The sequence below is a fragment of the Rhodoferax ferrireducens genome, from assembly GCF_003347515.1.
In the GTDB taxonomy this organism is placed as follows: domain Bacteria; phylum Pseudomonadota; class Gammaproteobacteria; order Burkholderiales; family Burkholderiaceae_C; genus Rhodoferax.
This window is the reverse complement of the sequence record NZ_QEII01000314.1, coordinates 168727-182509: the sequence shown is the minus strand read 5'-3', so window position 1 is coordinate 182509 and position 13783 is coordinate 168727. Positions and strand designations below refer to the sequence as shown.

At 63.8% G+C, this 13783-nt stretch carries 17 protein-coding genes; 13 read left to right on the top strand and 4 right to left on the bottom strand.

Annotation, left to right across the window (positions count from 1 at the left end; all coding sequences use genetic code 11):
- Positions 1–731 precede the first annotated feature (731 nt).
- Genes C5P05_RS35055 through phnF form a run of 4 tightly spaced genes read right to left on the bottom strand, consistent with a single transcriptional unit; the run spans position 732 to position 3127 of the window.
- Entirely contained in the window at positions 732–1184 is a 453-nt protein-coding gene (locus C5P05_RS35055) for a group II intron maturase-specific domain-containing protein (protein ID WP_114972955.1), read from the bottom strand.
- Positions 1123–1680, bottom strand: a complete 558-nt coding sequence (locus C5P05_RS27050) for a phosphonate metabolism protein/1,5-bisphosphokinase (PRPP-forming) PhnN (RefSeq protein WP_114972954.1) — start codon at positions 1678–1680, stop codon at positions 1123–1125. The genes C5P05_RS35055 and C5P05_RS27050 overlap by 62 nt, the downstream gene beginning before the upstream one ends.
- Positions 1677–2372 (bottom strand): DUF1045 domain-containing protein, encoded by a 696-nt coding sequence (locus C5P05_RS27045; protein WP_114972953.1) that lies wholly within the window; start codon positions 2370–2372, stop codon positions 1677–1679. Before C5P05_RS27045 ends, C5P05_RS27050 begins: the two co-directional genes overlap by 4 nt.
- A complete protein-coding gene (gene phnF, locus C5P05_RS27040) occupies positions 2369–3127 on the bottom strand; it encodes a phosphonate metabolism transcriptional regulator PhnF (protein WP_114972952.1) in 759 nt (252 codons plus the stop codon). Before phnF ends, C5P05_RS27045 begins: the two co-directional genes overlap by 4 nt.
- A gap of 364 nt (positions 3128–3491) precedes the next feature.
- Here phnF and phnG point away from each other — a divergent pair, with 364 nt between their 5' ends.
- The 13 genes from phnG (at position 3492) to C5P05_RS26975 (ending at position 13761) form a co-directional block, all read left to right on the top strand.
- Complete coding sequence (phnG, locus tag C5P05_RS27035) at positions 3492–3956, top strand: phosphonate C-P lyase system protein PhnG (RefSeq protein ID WP_114972951.1); 465 nt, start codon at positions 3492–3494, stop codon at positions 3954–3956.
- Entirely contained in the window at positions 3953–4552 is a 600-nt protein-coding gene (gene phnH, locus C5P05_RS27030; protein ID WP_114972950.1) for a phosphonate C-P lyase system protein PhnH, read from the top strand. The genes phnG and phnH overlap by 4 nt, the downstream gene beginning before the upstream one ends.
- Position 4553: 1 nt before the next feature.
- A complete protein-coding gene (locus C5P05_RS27025; protein ID WP_114972949.1) occupies positions 4554–5720 on the top strand; it encodes a carbon-phosphorus lyase complex subunit PhnI in 1167 nt (388 codons plus the stop codon).
- Positions 5717–6640 carry an alpha-D-ribose 1-methylphosphonate 5-phosphate C-P-lyase PhnJ gene (locus tag C5P05_RS27020; RefSeq protein WP_114972948.1) on the top strand — a complete coding sequence of 308 codons (924 nt, stop codon included), beginning with the start codon at positions 5717–5719 and terminating at the stop codon, positions 6638–6640. The genes C5P05_RS27025 and C5P05_RS27020 overlap by 4 nt, the downstream gene beginning before the upstream one ends.
- Positions 6637–7509 (top strand): phosphonate C-P lyase system protein PhnK, encoded by an 873-nt coding sequence (phnK, locus tag C5P05_RS27015; protein ID WP_232834676.1) that lies wholly within the window; start codon positions 6637–6639, stop codon positions 7507–7509. The genes C5P05_RS27020 and phnK overlap by 4 nt, the downstream gene beginning before the upstream one ends.
- Complete coding sequence (phnL, locus tag C5P05_RS27010; protein ID WP_114972947.1) at positions 7506–8204, top strand: phosphonate C-P lyase system protein PhnL; 699 nt, start codon at positions 7506–7508, stop codon at positions 8202–8204. Before phnK ends, phnL begins: the two co-directional genes overlap by 4 nt.
- 19 nt (positions 8205–8223) lie before the next feature.
- A complete protein-coding gene (locus tag C5P05_RS27005; RefSeq protein WP_114972946.1) occupies positions 8224–9366 on the top strand; it encodes an alpha-D-ribose 1-methylphosphonate 5-triphosphate diphosphatase in 1143 nt (380 codons plus the stop codon).
- Between the two features lie 165 nt (positions 9367–9531).
- Positions 9532–10179: a DapH/DapD/GlmU-related protein gene (locus C5P05_RS27000; protein WP_114972945.1), complete on the top strand. Its 648-nt coding sequence runs from the start codon at positions 9532–9534 to the stop codon at positions 10177–10179.
- Positions 10180–10326: 147 nt separating this feature from the next.
- Positions 10327–10608: a DUF2249 domain-containing protein gene (locus tag C5P05_RS26995; RefSeq protein ID WP_114972944.1), complete on the top strand. Its 282-nt coding sequence runs from the start codon at positions 10327–10329 to the stop codon at positions 10606–10608.
- A gap of 176 nt (positions 10609–10784) precedes the next feature.
- The gene (gene ubiU / locus C5P05_RS26990) at positions 10785–11843 is read left to right on the top strand and encodes a ubiquinone anaerobic biosynthesis protein UbiU (protein WP_114972943.1); all 1059 of its coding nucleotides are present in this window, start codon (positions 10785–10787) and stop codon (positions 11841–11843) included.
- Positions 11844–11848: 5 nt separating this feature from the next.
- Positions 11849–12754, top strand: a complete 906-nt coding sequence (gene ubiV / locus C5P05_RS26985; protein WP_114972972.1) for a ubiquinone anaerobic biosynthesis protein UbiV — start codon at positions 11849–11851, stop codon at positions 12752–12754.
- A 100-nt stretch (positions 12755–12854) separates the two neighbouring features.
- Entirely contained in the window at positions 12855–13328 is a 474-nt protein-coding gene (gene ubiT / locus C5P05_RS26980) for a ubiquinone anaerobic biosynthesis accessory factor UbiT (protein ID WP_114972942.1), read from the top strand.
- A 28-nt stretch (positions 13329–13356) separates the two neighbouring features.
- Positions 13357–13761 carry a putative zinc-binding protein gene (locus tag C5P05_RS26975; RefSeq protein ID WP_114972941.1) on the top strand — a complete coding sequence of 135 codons (405 nt, stop codon included), beginning with the start codon at positions 13357–13359 and terminating at the stop codon, positions 13759–13761.
- Positions 13762–13783 lie beyond the last annotated feature (22 nt).

The following is a 13783-nucleotide window of genomic DNA, read 5'->3' as shown; positions in this document are numbered from 1 at the left end:
GCCCGGATCATTTCAACGACTTGCAGCTTGAAGCTCGCGTCAAAGACTCTTCGTTTTGATTTCGTCACGTTTATTTTCTCAGGTGATTTCCACCTATCTGTGTGTACGAAGTTATTAGATCAGGACACGGCGCCTTCACGGATTGCTATGCCGTTGATTTGGCTCGCCACGTCACGCAAAGCGAATTCGTGGAGGCGTTCTACACAACCTCCGTTTTCAAAGTCGAGCGCTGGCTGCTCGCCAAGTTCCTGTCTTGCCCGTCTACCGACGCCGAGGCCCGTCAGCTTGCGGCCGGGAGTTTGAGCACGTTCTCTGCCTGGTCCGTCGAGCAAAGCAGCCCAAATCAAGTCCTGCTCGCCGCTGGCCGCACGCGATCATGGTTAATGGCATCCCCAGTTGGGCCGAGCAGTTCCACTACAAGGCTGTACTTCGGCTCTGCTGTAGTTCCAAGCCGCTCCGCTGGTTCTGGAGCTCCTCGCATGGGGTGGCAGTTCAGAGCACTTCTTGGCTTTCACAAAGCCTATTCCCGCGTTCTCCTTGGTGCAGCCTCCCGAAAGCTGGCTGCTGTTGGGTAGCATTGGCCATGCACATCGAGCCGCCTAATCAGGTAGCCGGGAGTTTCTAACTCCCAGCCCCCACACCACCCACCGTGCGGGTCTGCAGTGGGCGGTTCAACAAGTTGGCACGCTCGACGAAGTCTTCCCTTTCTTTGCCATGTAACCTTGTGCCTTTCACCACAAGTCTTTGACACTGAGCAAACCTTGCTCCTTTAGCCACGCGTTGGAAATGGCTTGGTTGATCACCGGGGTTCTGGACATCTGCCAATAGCTTTTGCTACTGACACCGTGCTGAATTGCCGACTTCAGGTCAACCCCCAAGGCCAGCAGATTCTTGATCTTGGTGCGCGCCCAGCGCCATTGTTTCCAATAGCACATGCGCCGTCTGATCCACTCGTCCAGTTTCGGGGCTGGACGGTAGCACTGGCTGATGCCAAAGTACGCAGTCCATCCCCGATGGTAAGGGCACAGACTTGACCGTGGCGCGAAGTTGGCGAATGACTCTTCCCTGTCTTCCGCAGTGTTTCGGCAAGCCAAGAACGCAAGGACCAGCAGTCTCGCGCCGTCAGCGCTGGGTTGAAGACCCAACCCCAGCCACCAAATAGTCCACCAACTGGCGGCCGGCATCCGCGAGTTCTCCCTGATTAAGAATGGTGTGATCGGCGCGCAAGTCGGAGAAAAGCGCGTTGCGCGCCAGTCGCCGCGTGACCTCGTGCGGCGCATCACGCCCACGCAGTTCCAGCCGACTCGCCAACTGTTCAGCGTCGGCCACGATTTGCACCACCCGCACTTTTTTTTCGCCATCCAAGCCGTCGGCATGCGCGCGGGAGCCATTCACAACCACCGTCTTGCCGGCGGCGACGTGCGCGGCATAACGCGCCTCGATGCCATAGTGAAACCCGTGCGCCTCCCAGCACCAGACCAGGCCACCGGAGCCGATCAGGCGCGCAAACTGCTGGGGCGTCACCGGGTCATGGTCCGAGCCAGGCAGTGAGGCGCGCGTCACCATGCGACGGGCAAACACAATATCCCGCCGCGTCGCCAGTTGCTGGGCGGCCCAGCCCAGCACACTGTCCTTCCCCGCGCCCGAGGGGCCGCATACAAACACCCACAGGCCGCTCATGCGAGCAGCCCTGCATCGGCGATGCGTTTGAAGGGCTGGCCCGGCGCCGGTTCAACAAACAGGCACAGCCGGTCCAGCACCAGGGGCGTCGTCTCGTTCAGTCGAGCGACCGGATCAATTGCCGCCTGCAGCACCCGCTGCGCAGTGGGTCGCGTCACCGGTCCACTCAGGGTCAGGTGGAAGCGAAAGCGCTCCAGCACATGCGGGTAGCCATACAGATGCAGCAGTTCTTGTTCACGCGCATCAAGTTCCGCAATCCGGCGGCGCGCCAGATCAGCCTCGGACAAGGGCGCGCGTAAATCGTCGAGTGTCGCCACGCAGACCGCGGCCAGGGCCATCAAGTCGTGTGACGCCACCGCCGGCACCAAGGCCACGAAGTCGCCCAGCATGGCCGCCTGCATAGGCCCCAGCAGCAGCGGCTTGAGCGTCGCCGCCAGCGCCTGCAGGCGCGCTATCAAGTCGTCAGCGGTGTGGCTGCCATTCAAGCTGAATGGTGCTTTCAAGGTGGCATGAAACCCGTAGCGGCGTGGCTGCGCGGTGATCTCCCGCAGCTCGACGGGCCCGATCTGGTCCAGCGCGTGCTGGACTTTATTGACGTCCCGGCACTCGTCACGGCCGAGCCAGCGCGCACCAAACTCCCACCACGGTGAGCCTGGTTCTGGCGCGAAATAAATAGCGTAGCGTGATGTCAAGCTTCACCCCCCGCGTTCACCACCAGCTGCACCCGGTCACCACAAAAAACCGTCTCGCCATATTTGATCGGCGTGCCCTCCATGTCCACATCCAGGCACTCCACGCACAGCAGCGGCCGGGTACCGGGCTGCTTGAGCAGGCGCGCGGTTTCGTCATTGGGCATCTGCGTGGTGATGCGGCTTTGCGCCCGCACGTAGTCCTGCACGCCAAAATGTTTAAGGAGGTCGGTGGTGCGTGAGCCTTGCGCCAGCATCTCCAGCAGGCCGGCAAAGCGCAGCGCCGGGTAATAGGCGGTGGCCAGGCCGATGGGCGCGTCGTTGGCCTCGTCCAGCATCTCGACCATCAGCACCTTGGCACCCTTGTCCAGCTTGAGCTCGCGCGCGGCGCGCTCGGGCGCCGGCATTTCACGTGCCGTCAGCAACTGCTTGCTGGGCAGCAAACCCTGGCGCAGCAGGTTTTCACTGAAGCGGGTGCGCCTGGAGAGTGCGTAGTCCAACAACTCGTGCTGCACAAACATGCCCCGCCCCGGCTCGATGCGCACCAGGCCTTCGCTTTGCAGCGCGGCCACGGCCTGGCGTAGCGTGTGTCGGTTGACGCAGAAGCGGGCGGACAGTTCGACCTCGCCCGGCAGGCGGCCGGTGTCGGCATAGGCGCGGTCACGAATTTCGGTCGTGAGCGTGTCGGCAATCTGGCGCCAGACCGAGACGCCGCTGCGCCGCCCGGGGCTGCTGGTGATGAGTTGTCCGAAAGTCATAGGTGTCTATTTTTGTCGGTGAAGTGAACTGTCTGCCTGGCACCGCCGGCTCAGGCCCTTGTGCGCTGGCTCAACACTTTAGTGATTGATTTAGACATCTGTATGACAAACCCGGCCTTGAGCATTAAATTTATATAAAAACAGGCTGTAGCCACTGTCCCATAAGCGCAAGCAGCTATCTAAACAATAGCAACTTCAACACCACAGACCCATGCGGCGTGGCGGATGGGGCGACGTGCACCGGCCTGGTTGGAATGTCACAAATCTTTCATGTTGAGCAAGTCAACTACGCACTGGCTGGCACAACGGTGTTCCCACCACTGTGCGTCGATTTCCAACTTAACGGACTGCTCTAGACCTCTGCATGACAAGCGACACCCGAACTAGCGACAACCCCGCGCGACCGGCCTGGCTGGCCGTGCTGGCGCGCGCGACCCTGGCCCAACTGGAGGCGATGGCGCCGGCAGCGGGCGCATGGCCGCCGGTGCAACCCGTGCGACCGCCCGAAATTGGCATGGTGATGCTGCGCGGGCGCGTCGGCGGCACCGGCAACCCGTTCAACCTGGGCGAGGCCAGCGTGGTCCGCTGCGCCGTGCGCCTGGGCGATGGCCCGCTGGGCGTGTCCTATGCGCTGGGCCGCGACAAGCGCCGGGCTGAGCTGGCGGCACTGTTTGACGCCCTGCTGCAGGACCCGCAGCATCACGACGACTTGCAGCGCACCCTGATCGCGCCGCTGGCTCTGGCGCAGGCCCAGGCCCGGGCAAAAAAGCAGCACGACGTGGCGGGCTCCAAAGTCGAATTTTTCACCTTCGTGCGAGGTGAGGCATGAATAGCGCACACACCCTGGCACCTGGTCTGCCGGACGACGTGCATGACAGCCAGCTGGCGTTTCGCGCGGTGCTCGATGCGCTGGCGCGACCGGGACAAGTCCGCACCATCGGCCCGGCTCTGCCCGATGTGGCACTGGGCGGCGCGCTGGCCCGGCTGCTGCTTAGCCTGAGCGACGACGAAACCCCGGTCTGGTGGCAGCAGGCGGATGCGTGCCTGCAGCACTGGCTGCGCTTTCACACTGGCGCGGGACTCGCCGAGCGGCCGGATACGGCCAGTTTTGCGGTGTTCACCGACATCGACCAGGGATTCGCACTGAGCGACTTCGCGGCAGGCACAGCGGCGGCGCCCGAGTTTTCCAGCACCGTGCTGATCGAACTGCCCGGCCTGGCCGGTGGCCCAGCGCTGGAATGGCGCGGCCCCGGCATTCAGGACGTGCAGCGCGTCGGTCTGCAAGGGCTGCCGGCCAATTTCTGGGCGCAGTGGCAAGCCAACCACGCGGCGTTCCCGCAGGGTGTGGACATTGTTTTTACCTGCGGCGAGAACGCGCTGGGCCTGCCGCGCACGACGCGGGTTCGTCGATTGCAAGGAGTCTGATATGTATGTTGCAGTGAAAGGCGGCGCCGCCGCGATTGAAAGCTCCTGGCGCCTGCTGGAGACACAGCGCCGCGGCGACACCGTCATTGCCGAGTTGTCGGTGGCACAGATCCGCGCGCAGCTCTCGCTGGCGGTGGACCGGGTCATGAGCGAAGGCTCTCTGTATGACCCGGAACTGGCGGCGCTGGCCATCAAGCAGGCCAGCGGCGACCTGATGGAAGCAATATTTTTGTTGCGCGCCTACCGCACCACCTTGCCGCGCCTGGGTTACAGCGAGCCGCTGGACACGGCGCGCATCGCGCTGGTGCGGCGCATCTCGGCCACGTTCAAGGAGGTGCCGGGCGGCCAGCTGCTCGGGCCGACCTACGACTACACCCAGCGCCTGCTCGACTTTGCGCTGCTGGCGGAAGGTGAGGACGCCGACAGCGCGCCCGATGAACTCAGCAAGCACACGCAGGCTGGCGAACAAGCGCAGACCGTATCAGGACCTGTCACCGTGCCCCGCATCAACGAGCTGCTGGCGCGCGAAGGCCTGCTGGAAACACCACAAGCTTTTGACGCGGCGCCACCGGGCGACCTGACCCGCGAGCCTTTGATGTTTCCGGCCGACCGGGCCCTGCGCCTGCAGGCGTTGGCTCGTGGTGACGAAGGCTGGCTGCTGGCCATGGGCTACTCGACCCAGCGCGGCTATGCCAATTCACACCCGTTCGCGGGCGAAATCCGGCGCGGTTTTGTCAGTGTGGAACTGGTGCCAGACGAGCTGGGCTTCGCCATCGACATTGGCGACCTGGAGGTCACCGAGTGCCAGATGATCAACCAGTTCAGCGGCAGCCGCGAGCTGCCGCCGCAGTTCACCCAGGGTTATGGCCTGGCCTTTGGCGGCGCCGAACGCAAGACCATGGCCATGGCGCTGGTGGACCGCGCGCTGCGCGCCGACGAGCTGGGCGAGCCACGCGTGGCCCCGGCGCAGGACGAGGAGTTTGTGCTGTCGCATGCCGACAACGTCGAGGCCTCGGGTTTTGTGCAGCACTTGAAGCTGCCGCACTACGTGGACTTTCAGGCCGAACTGGAGCTGGTGCGCAAGCTGCGCGTGGCCCACGCTGAGGCGGCCAAGGCGGCGCTCGACAGCGTCACTCCTTTCACCGCGACTCAGCAGGATGCAGCATGATGAATCAGAACTACAACTTTGCTTTTCTGGACGAGCGCACCAAGAAGCGCATCCGACGCGCCCTACTCAAGGCCGTAGCGGTACCGGGCTACCAGGTGCCTTTCGGCTCGCGCGAGATGCCTTTCGCCTACGGCTGGGGCACCGGCGGCGTGCAAATCACGGCCAGCATCATCGGTCGGCCCGACGTGCTCAAGGTCATCGACCAGGGCGCGGACGACACCACCAACGCGGTCAACATCCGGCGCTTTTTTGCCCGCACCACCGGCGTGGCCACGACCGAAAAAACGCGGGACGCGACGCTGATCCAGACCCGACACCGCATCCCGGAGGCGCCGCTGACCGAGTCACAAATTCTGGTCTACCAGGTACCCATGCCCGAGCCCATGTCCCGGCTGGAGCCGAGCCGGCGCGAGACCATCAAGATGCACGCGTTAAGCGAATACGGCCTGATGCATGTGCGCCTGTACGAGGACATCGCGCAGCTCGGCGCCATCTCGCGCGCCTACGACTACCCGGTAATGGTGAACGAGCGTTACCTGATGTCGCCCTCGCCCATCCCCAAATTCGACAACCCCAAGATGCACATGAATGCCGCCCTGCAACTCTTTGGCGCCGGGCGTGAAAAGCGCCTGTATGCCATCCCGCCTTACACCGTCGTGCGCAGCCTGGACTTTGAGGACCACCCGTTTGAGGTGCAGCGCTGGGAGCATGCCTGCGCGCTGTGTGGCGCGAGCGAGAGTTACCTCGACGAGATGATCGTGGACGACGCCGGCAGCCGCTTGTTTGTGTGTTCCGACAGCGACTATTGCGAGGAACGGCGCGAGGCCGGCCATGTGGGCACGCAGCAGGCGGTGACTTTGCGCGATGTGCTGGCCACTTCAATTGACACGGCGATGCCGAGCGAACAGGAGGCTGCATGAGCGCCGTGCCGGGCCGCCCCCAAGCCAACTCGCACCGCAGTGCGCAGCACGAAGCTACGCGAGTGATCCCGCCCGTGCTGCTGTCGGTGCGCCAGGCCGGTAAGGCCTTTGTGCACCAGGGCCAGCCGCGCTGGGCCTGCCGTGATGTGAGTTTTGACCTCTATCCGGGCGAGGTGCTGGCGGTGGTGGGGGAGTCCGGTTCCGGCAAGAGCACGCTCTTGCGCCTGCTGGCGGCGCGACATGCCTGCGATGAAGGTTCGGTGCATTACGACGTGCGCGCCGAGTCCGGGAACGAGTCCGCCGGTTTGCTGGACCTGGCGGAGTTGTCGGAGGCGCGCCTGCGCTGGCTGGCGCGCACCGATTGGGGTTTTGTTGAGCAGCATGCCAGAGACGGCCTGCGCATGAATGTTTCGGGCGGTGCCAATGTCGGCGAGCGGCTGATGGCACTGGGCGCCAGGCACTACGGCCAGCTGCGCAGCGAGGCGCTCTCCTGGATGCAGCGCGTGGAGCTCGACACCGGCCGCATTGACGACCTGCCCGGCACCTACTCCGGCGGCATGCAGCAGCGCCTGCAGATTGCCCGCAACCTGGTGACGCATCCGCGCCTGGTGTTCATGGACGAACCCACGACCGGCCTGGACGTGTCGGTGCAGGCGCGGCTGCTGGACCTGCTGCGCGAGCTGGTGGACGAGTTGCAACTGGCAGCCGTGGTGGTCACGCACGACCTGGCGGTGGCGCGGCTGCTGGCGCAACGCATGCTGGTCATGAAAGACGGTTGCGTGGTCGAGCAGGGCCTGACCGACCGCGTGCTGGACGACCCCCAGCATCCCTATACCCAACTGCTTGTTTCCTCGGTACTGACGCCATGACCGCTCTCATAAAAACTCTTTGCCTGTCCAAGACATTCACGCTGCACGGACGCGGCGGCCTGCAACTGCCGGTGTTTGCCGGCATTGATTTAAGCGTGCGCCCCGGTGAATGCCTGGCCCTGACCGGGCATTCCGGCAGCGGCAAAAGCTCCTTGCTGCGCTGCCTGTATGGCAACTACGGCGCCAGCAGCGGCGACGTGCGCATTCGCCATCTGGGCGATTGGGTCAGCCTGTCGGGCGCCGCGCCGCGCGAGGTGTTTGAGGTGCGCCGCCGCACCCTGGGTTATGTCTCACAGTTCCTGCGCGTCATTCCGCGGGTTTCGACACTCGACATCGTGGCCGATCCGCTACGCCGTCTGGGCGTGGGCGCCGAGGAGGCCCGCAGGCAAGCCGCGCAGTGGCTGAAACGCCTGAACCTGCACGAGCATCTGTGGCATCTGCCACCGGCCACCTTCTCAGGCGGCGAGCAGCAGCGCGTCAACATCGCCCACGGCATGATCACCGCGCCGCCGGTGCTGCTGCTGGACGAACCCACCGCCTCACTCGACGCCGACAACCGGCGCGTGGTGGTGGAGCTGATCCGCACGGCACGCGCGCAGGGCTCTGCCATCGTCGGCATTTTTCATGACGACGAAGTGCGCGAGGCCGTGGCCACGCATTGCTTTGACGTCGAGCAGCACCAAAACCCTATTTGAATTTCAAGGAACTTTTTGTATGAAACAACGCATTTTCCGCAACGCCCGCATCGTCACGGCCGCCGAAGAATTCACCGGCACGGTGGTGCTTGAAGACGGCCTCATCCGCCGCGTGGACCCCGGCGACACCTCGGTGCCGGGTGCCGAAGACTGGGCTGGCGACTGGTTGCTGCCCGGCTTGGTGGAGCTGCACACCGACAACCTGGAGAAACACCTGTCACCCCGCCCCGGCGTGCTGTGGAATGCCCACTCGGCCATGCTGGTGCATGACGCGCAATGCGCAGCGGCCGGTATCACCACCGTGCTGGATTCGGTCGTGGTCGGCGACCTCGATGAAGGCGGACCCCGCTGCCAGACCCAGCACACCTCTATTGCCGCCTTGCACCAGTGCCGCGACGAAGGGCTGATGCGTGTCGAACACCTGCTGCACCTGCGCTGCGAGATCTCGGCACCGGACATCATGGAGGTTTTTAACCAGTACGTTGACGACCCGCTGCTCAAACTCATCAGCGTGATGGACCACACGCCGGGCCAGCGCCAATGGCGCGACCTCAAAAGCTACCGCCGCTATTCCGAACGCAACGGGCGCTACAACACCGAAGAGTTCGATGCCATGGTCGCCCAGCGCAGGGCCGACCAGCAGGCCTATTCGCTGCCGCACCGCCAGGCCATCGTCCAGGCCAGCCGGGCGCGCGCGATACCCCTGGCGAGTCACGACGACACCTTGCTCAGCGACGTGCAGCTCGCCATCCAGGAGGGTGTGGGCATATCGGAGTTCCCAACCACGCTGGCAGCGGCGCAGGCAGCGCGCGACGCCGGCATGGCCATCGTCATGGGCGGGCCCAATATGGTGAAGGGCGGCTCGCATTCGGGCAACGTGTCGGCCGCCGAGCTGGCACAGTGCGACTTGCTGGACATCTTCTCGTCCGACTATGTGCCGAGCAGCCTGCTGCTGGCCACCTTCATGCTGGGCGGTCTGGAACAGTGGACGCTGCCCAAGGCGGTGCGCACCGTGACGCGCAACCCGGCGCGCGCCATTGGTCTGCAGGACCGCGGCGACGTGGCGGTGGGCCAGCGCGCCGACCTGCTGCGCGTGCGCATGAACCGCGCCGGCATGCCGATGGTGATCGAGACCTGGCTTGGCGGCAAACGCGCCTTCTGAAGCCGCCGGGAAGGAGAATAAGGGCGCGATACACCTTCCCGCTCCGTCATTGCGAGCGTAGCGCTGCAATCCAGGGGTCATGGATCGCCGCGCTACGTTCGCCATAACGGAACTGCTCGCAACGACGGAGTCATAGAAGTTCCCTGAATTTGAAGAGGATCTGCCATGAGTTACACCCACATTGAGTCCTACAACCTGCCGCCTGCCGTCCGCTTGGCGCCAGCCCCCACACTCGCGCCAAGCGCCGTCGTGCGCGACTGCCGCTTCGGCCGCTACACCCAGGTCGGCGAACAGGTGCACATGGCCCACTGCCTGCTCGACGACTACGCGTATGTCCAGCCTTACTGCGACCTGATGTCGGCCGACGTCGGCAAGTTCGCCAACGTCGCATCCATGGTGCGCATCAACCCGGGCTTTCACCCCATGGAGTATCCGACGCTGCACCACTTCACCTACCGCCCCACGATGTACGGCATGGCGGCGCAGGACGATGCCGCGTTCTTTGAATGGCGCCGCCGGCAACGGGTGGTCATCGGCCACGACACCTGGATCGGCCACGGCGCCGTCATCATGCCGGGCGTGCGCATTGGCAACGGCGCGGTGGTCGGCAGCAACGCGGTGGTGACCAAGGATGTGCCGCCCTACGCCATCGTTGGCGGCGTCGCGGCCCGGGTGATCCGCCAACGCTTTCCGCGAGCGATTGCCGAAGCCCTTGAAGCCACGGCCTGGTGGGACTGGGATCACGACACACTGACCGAGCGCCTGGCAGATTTCCGCGATGTGCGGGTGTTTCTTGCCAAATACGCCCCCTGAGACAAGGTGCCCACGTTCACCTTGAAAAGCCGACGCGGCATGGCGGGGCTCAGCGGATAGTTAAAGATTCATTCAGCGCATTGCTTTGCCTGAATCAAGCGGCTACACTAAACAGGCATTAACTATACATCTTTAAAAGGATCTTCCATGTCTGCATCCGCCAGCGCCCTTGACCTCCGCCAAATCGCCCCGCCCCAGCGCCATTCCTTGATCTTCAGCACCTTTGAGTCCCTGCTGCCCGGCCAGAGCCTGGAGCTGGTCAATGACCATGACCCCATGCCCCTGCATGCGCAATTCCAGATGCGTTCGCCCGGCCAATTCAGCTGGAATTACCTGGAGCAAGGTCCGCAAGTCTGGCGCGTGGAGATCGGCAAGAGCGCCAAGGCCGCAGCCGGTGGTTGTTGTTCCGGTGGTGCCTGCTGCGGCTGAACGCCACCGTCCGCCAAACCAGCTTGGGGTGGTCTAACTCCAACTTGCTTGACCTGCGTCATCGGATTTTCAGCTCGGGTCTGATAACTTTGCCGCATGCAAATTTGCCTGCCTTTTGGGGCCCTCTGCGACGTGCCTGACCCCTTCGGCACAGGTGGCCCACTCCAAAGCCCACAATGAATTCCTTAGCCGAAAGCTCTCTCGCGCCCCCGCATGGGACACCCGTGACACCGCCCCTGGAGCTGGTCTGCCCGGCCGGCAGCCTGCCCGCCCTGAAAGCCGCCATTGACCACGGCGCGGACTGTGTGTACCTCGGTTTTCGCGACGCCACCAACGCGCGCAACTTTGCCGGTCTCAATTTTGACGAGGCCGCCATCAACACCGGCATTCGCTACGCGCACGACCGGGGCCGCAAAGTGCTGGTGGCGCTCAACACCTACCCGCAGGCGGCCAGCCCGCAAGTGTGGCAAAGGGCCATAGACCGCGCCGCCCACAGCGGGGTGGACGCGGTCATTCTGGCGGACCCGGGCTTGATGGCCTACGCCATCAAGCACCAGCCGGATCTGCGCCTGCATCTGTCGGTGCAAGGTTCGGCCACCAACTACGAGGCCATCAATTTCTACCACCAGCACTTTGGCATCGCACGCGCCGTGCTGCCGCGCGTCTTGTCAATGATGCAGGTCGAGCAGGTGCGGGAAAAAACACCGGTCGAAATTGAAGTGTTCGGCTTTGGCAGCCTGTGCGTCATGGTGGAAGGGCGTTGCGCGCTCTCCAGCTACGTGACCGGCGAAGCGCCCAATACCAACGGTGTCTGTTCGCCACCCAAAGCGGTGCGCTGGGTGGAGACGCCGCAGGGCCGCGAGTCGCGTCTGAACGGCGTGCTGATTGACCGCTACAGCCCCGGTGAAAACGCCGGTTATCCCACTTTGTGCAAAGGCCGTTTTGACGTCGGTGACGACAAAAACTATTACGCCATTGAAGAGCCCACCAGCCTCAACACGCTGGAGCTGCTGCCACAGCTGATGAAGATGGGCGTGCGCGCCATCAAGATCGAAGGCCGCCAGCGCAGCCCGGCCTACGTGGCCCAAGTCACCAAGGTGTGGCGCGAAGCCATCGACAACTGCCGCGACAACCCGCACCGCTACACGGCCAAACCGACCTGGATGAGTGACCTGGACAAGGTCGCCGAAGGACAGCAACACACGCTCGGCGCCTACCACCGGCCATGGAAGTGAACCACATGAAGATTTCTTTAGGACCGCTGCTGTACTACTGGGCGCGCAATGACGTGTTCGACTTCTACAAAGCCATCGCGGCGACCCCGGTGGATATCGTGTATCTGGGCGAAACCGTCTGTTCGCGCCGCCACGAGCTGCGCCTGGCCGACTGGCTGAGCATTGCCGGGCGCTTGCGTGACGCCGGCAAGGAGGTGGTGCTGTCGACCCAGGTGCTGATCGAGTCGGGCGCCGATGTGACGGTGCTGCACAAAATCGCGGCCAACGGCGACTTTCTGGTTGAAGCCAACGACATGGGCGCCGCCCACTGCCTGAGCGGCAAAGCCCCTTTCATCGCCGGCCCGCACTTGAACATTTACAACGTACCGACCTTGCAATGGATGGCCGGTCTGGGCATCCAGCGCTGGGTGATGCCGCTGGAGATGGGGCGTGACGACCTGGCGCTGATGCAGCAGGGCCGCCCCGCCGGACTGCAGACCGAAGTCTTCGTTTATGGCCGCATGCCGCTGGCGTTCTCAGCCCGTTGTTTTACCGCGCGCCACCGCAATTTGCCGAAGGACGACTGCCAGTTCAGCTGCCTGGCGCACGCTGACGGCCTGCTGATGCGCACCCGCGAGAACGAGGGTTTTCTGGTGCTCAATGGCACGCAAACCCAGTCGGCCAAGGTCTACAACCTGCTGCCGGAACTGGGCCCGATGCAGGCCATGGGCGTGGATGTGGTGCGCATCAGCCCGCAGTCGCAGCACACGGCTGAGATTGTTCATTTGTTCCATGACGTGCTGACGCAGCAAAGCAGCGTCGAAGCGGCCCTGCAGACCATGGACGGGTTGATGCCGGATCAGGCCTGCAACGGCTACTGGTACGGCAAGCCGGGGCTGGAGCAGCTCGCACAGAGCACCGAACTTGCTTAACCATGACCGTCATTGCGAGCGCAGCGCGGCAATCCACGACCCCTGGATTGCCGCGCTGCGCTCGCAATGACGACTAAACAAAACGATTCAAGGAAGCAGCATGAGCACAAGCCCTTTTCTCCTGCCACCACCCATGGGCAGTCTCCTGTCGCGCCTGCCCGCCTACCCGGGCTCGCTGCTGTTTGTGACCGGCTTGAACCTGGCGCTGGCCAAGCGTCTGGCGCCCGACGTGACGCAGATGCTGGTGGGCAAAAAACTGCGCCTGCGCGTGACCGACACCCAGTGGGCCTTTGACTTTGAATGGGTCAACGGCCGCTTTGCCGCCTGTACCAACAAAGGCGCGGCCGACCTGACCATCAGCGCCAGTGCCTACGACTTTGTCTTGCTGGCCCGTCGCCAGGAAGACCCCGACACCCTGTTCTTCAGCCGCCGCCTGTCCATGGAAGGCGACACCGAGCTGGGCCTGCTGGTCAAAAACACGCTGGATGCCATTGAGCTGCCGGTGTTCAATCTGGAGCAATTCAAGCCCTTGAACGTGCTCACGCGACTGCGCGCCCGCTTGATCCCCCACTGAGTCAACCTGAGCCAAGCCGGTGGTTGCCATGCACCCAAACCAACACCATCGGCCGCTGGTTTACGCCTGTTCCGGTTGCTCCAGCGCGGCCCAACTGGCCAACCATGTGGCCTTGCAGCTGGACCGGCGCGGCGCGGCCGAAATGTCATGCATCGCTGGCGTCGGCGGCGACGTACCTTACCTGCTGAAGGTTGTCCATTCGGGGCGCGCGATCATCGCGCTGGACGGATGCCCGCTGGTCTGCGTCAAGAGTTGTCTGGCGCGGCACGGGCTGGTGGCGCACCGGCATTACCAATTGAACCAGTATGGCGTGAAGAAGCGCTACCACGCCGACTTTGACCTCGCAGAAGCCCAGACGGTGCTGACCCAAGTGATGACCGATCTGCAAACGCCGGGACTGGGCCCATCAGACACATCCCAGTCCATCGGGTAAACCACGGCATCCAAGTCCTCCC

Excerpts from the sequence above, each read along its gene's own strand:
- C5P05_RS35055 (WP_114972955.1), bottom strand. The coding sequence starts at position 1,184 with ATGCCGGCCGCCAGTTGGTGGACTATTTGGTGGCTGGGGTTGGGTCTT.
- C5P05_RS27050 (WP_114972954.1), bottom strand. The coding sequence starts at position 1,680 with ATGAGCGGCCTGTGGGTGTTTGTATGCGGCCCCTCGGGCGCGGGGAAG.
- phnF (WP_114972952.1), bottom strand. The coding sequence starts at position 3,127 with ATGACTTTCGGACAACTCATCACCAGCAGCCCCGGGCGGCGCAGCGGC.
- phnG (WP_114972951.1), top strand. The coding sequence starts at position 3,492 with ATGACAAGCGACACCCGAACTAGCGACAACCCCGCGCGACCGGCCTGG.
- phnH (WP_114972950.1), top strand. The coding sequence starts at position 3,953 with ATGAATAGCGCACACACCCTGGCACCTGGTCTGCCGGACGACGTGCAT.
- C5P05_RS27025 (WP_114972949.1), top strand. The coding sequence starts at position 4,554 with ATGTATGTTGCAGTGAAAGGCGGCGCCGCCGCGATTGAAAGCTCCTGG.
- C5P05_RS27020 (WP_114972948.1), top strand. The coding sequence starts at position 5,717 with ATGATGAATCAGAACTACAACTTTGCTTTTCTGGACGAGCGCACCAAG.
- phnK (WP_232834676.1), top strand. The coding sequence starts at position 6,637 with ATGAGCGCCGTGCCGGGCCGCCCCCAAGCCAACTCGCACCGCAGTGCG.
- phnL (WP_114972947.1), top strand. The coding sequence starts at position 7,506 with ATGACCGCTCTCATAAAAACTCTTTGCCTGTCCAAGACATTCACGCTG.
- C5P05_RS27005 (WP_114972946.1), top strand. The coding sequence starts at position 8,224 with ATGAAACAACGCATTTTCCGCAACGCCCGCATCGTCACGGCCGCCGAA.
- C5P05_RS27000 (WP_114972945.1), top strand. The coding sequence starts at position 9,532 with ATGAGTTACACCCACATTGAGTCCTACAACCTGCCGCCTGCCGTCCGC.
- C5P05_RS26995 (WP_114972944.1), top strand. The coding sequence starts at position 10,327 with ATGTCTGCATCCGCCAGCGCCCTTGACCTCCGCCAAATCGCCCCGCCC.
- ubiU (WP_114972943.1), top strand. The coding sequence starts at position 10,785 with ATGAATTCCTTAGCCGAAAGCTCTCTCGCGCCCCCGCATGGGACACCC.
- ubiV (WP_114972972.1), top strand. The coding sequence starts at position 11,849 with ATGAAGATTTCTTTAGGACCGCTGCTGTACTACTGGGCGCGCAATGAC.
- ubiT (WP_114972942.1), top strand. The coding sequence starts at position 12,855 with ATGAGCACAAGCCCTTTTCTCCTGCCACCACCCATGGGCAGTCTCCTG.
- C5P05_RS26975 (WP_114972941.1), top strand. The coding sequence starts at position 13,357 with ATGCACCCAAACCAACACCATCGGCCGCTGGTTTACGCCTGTTCCGGT.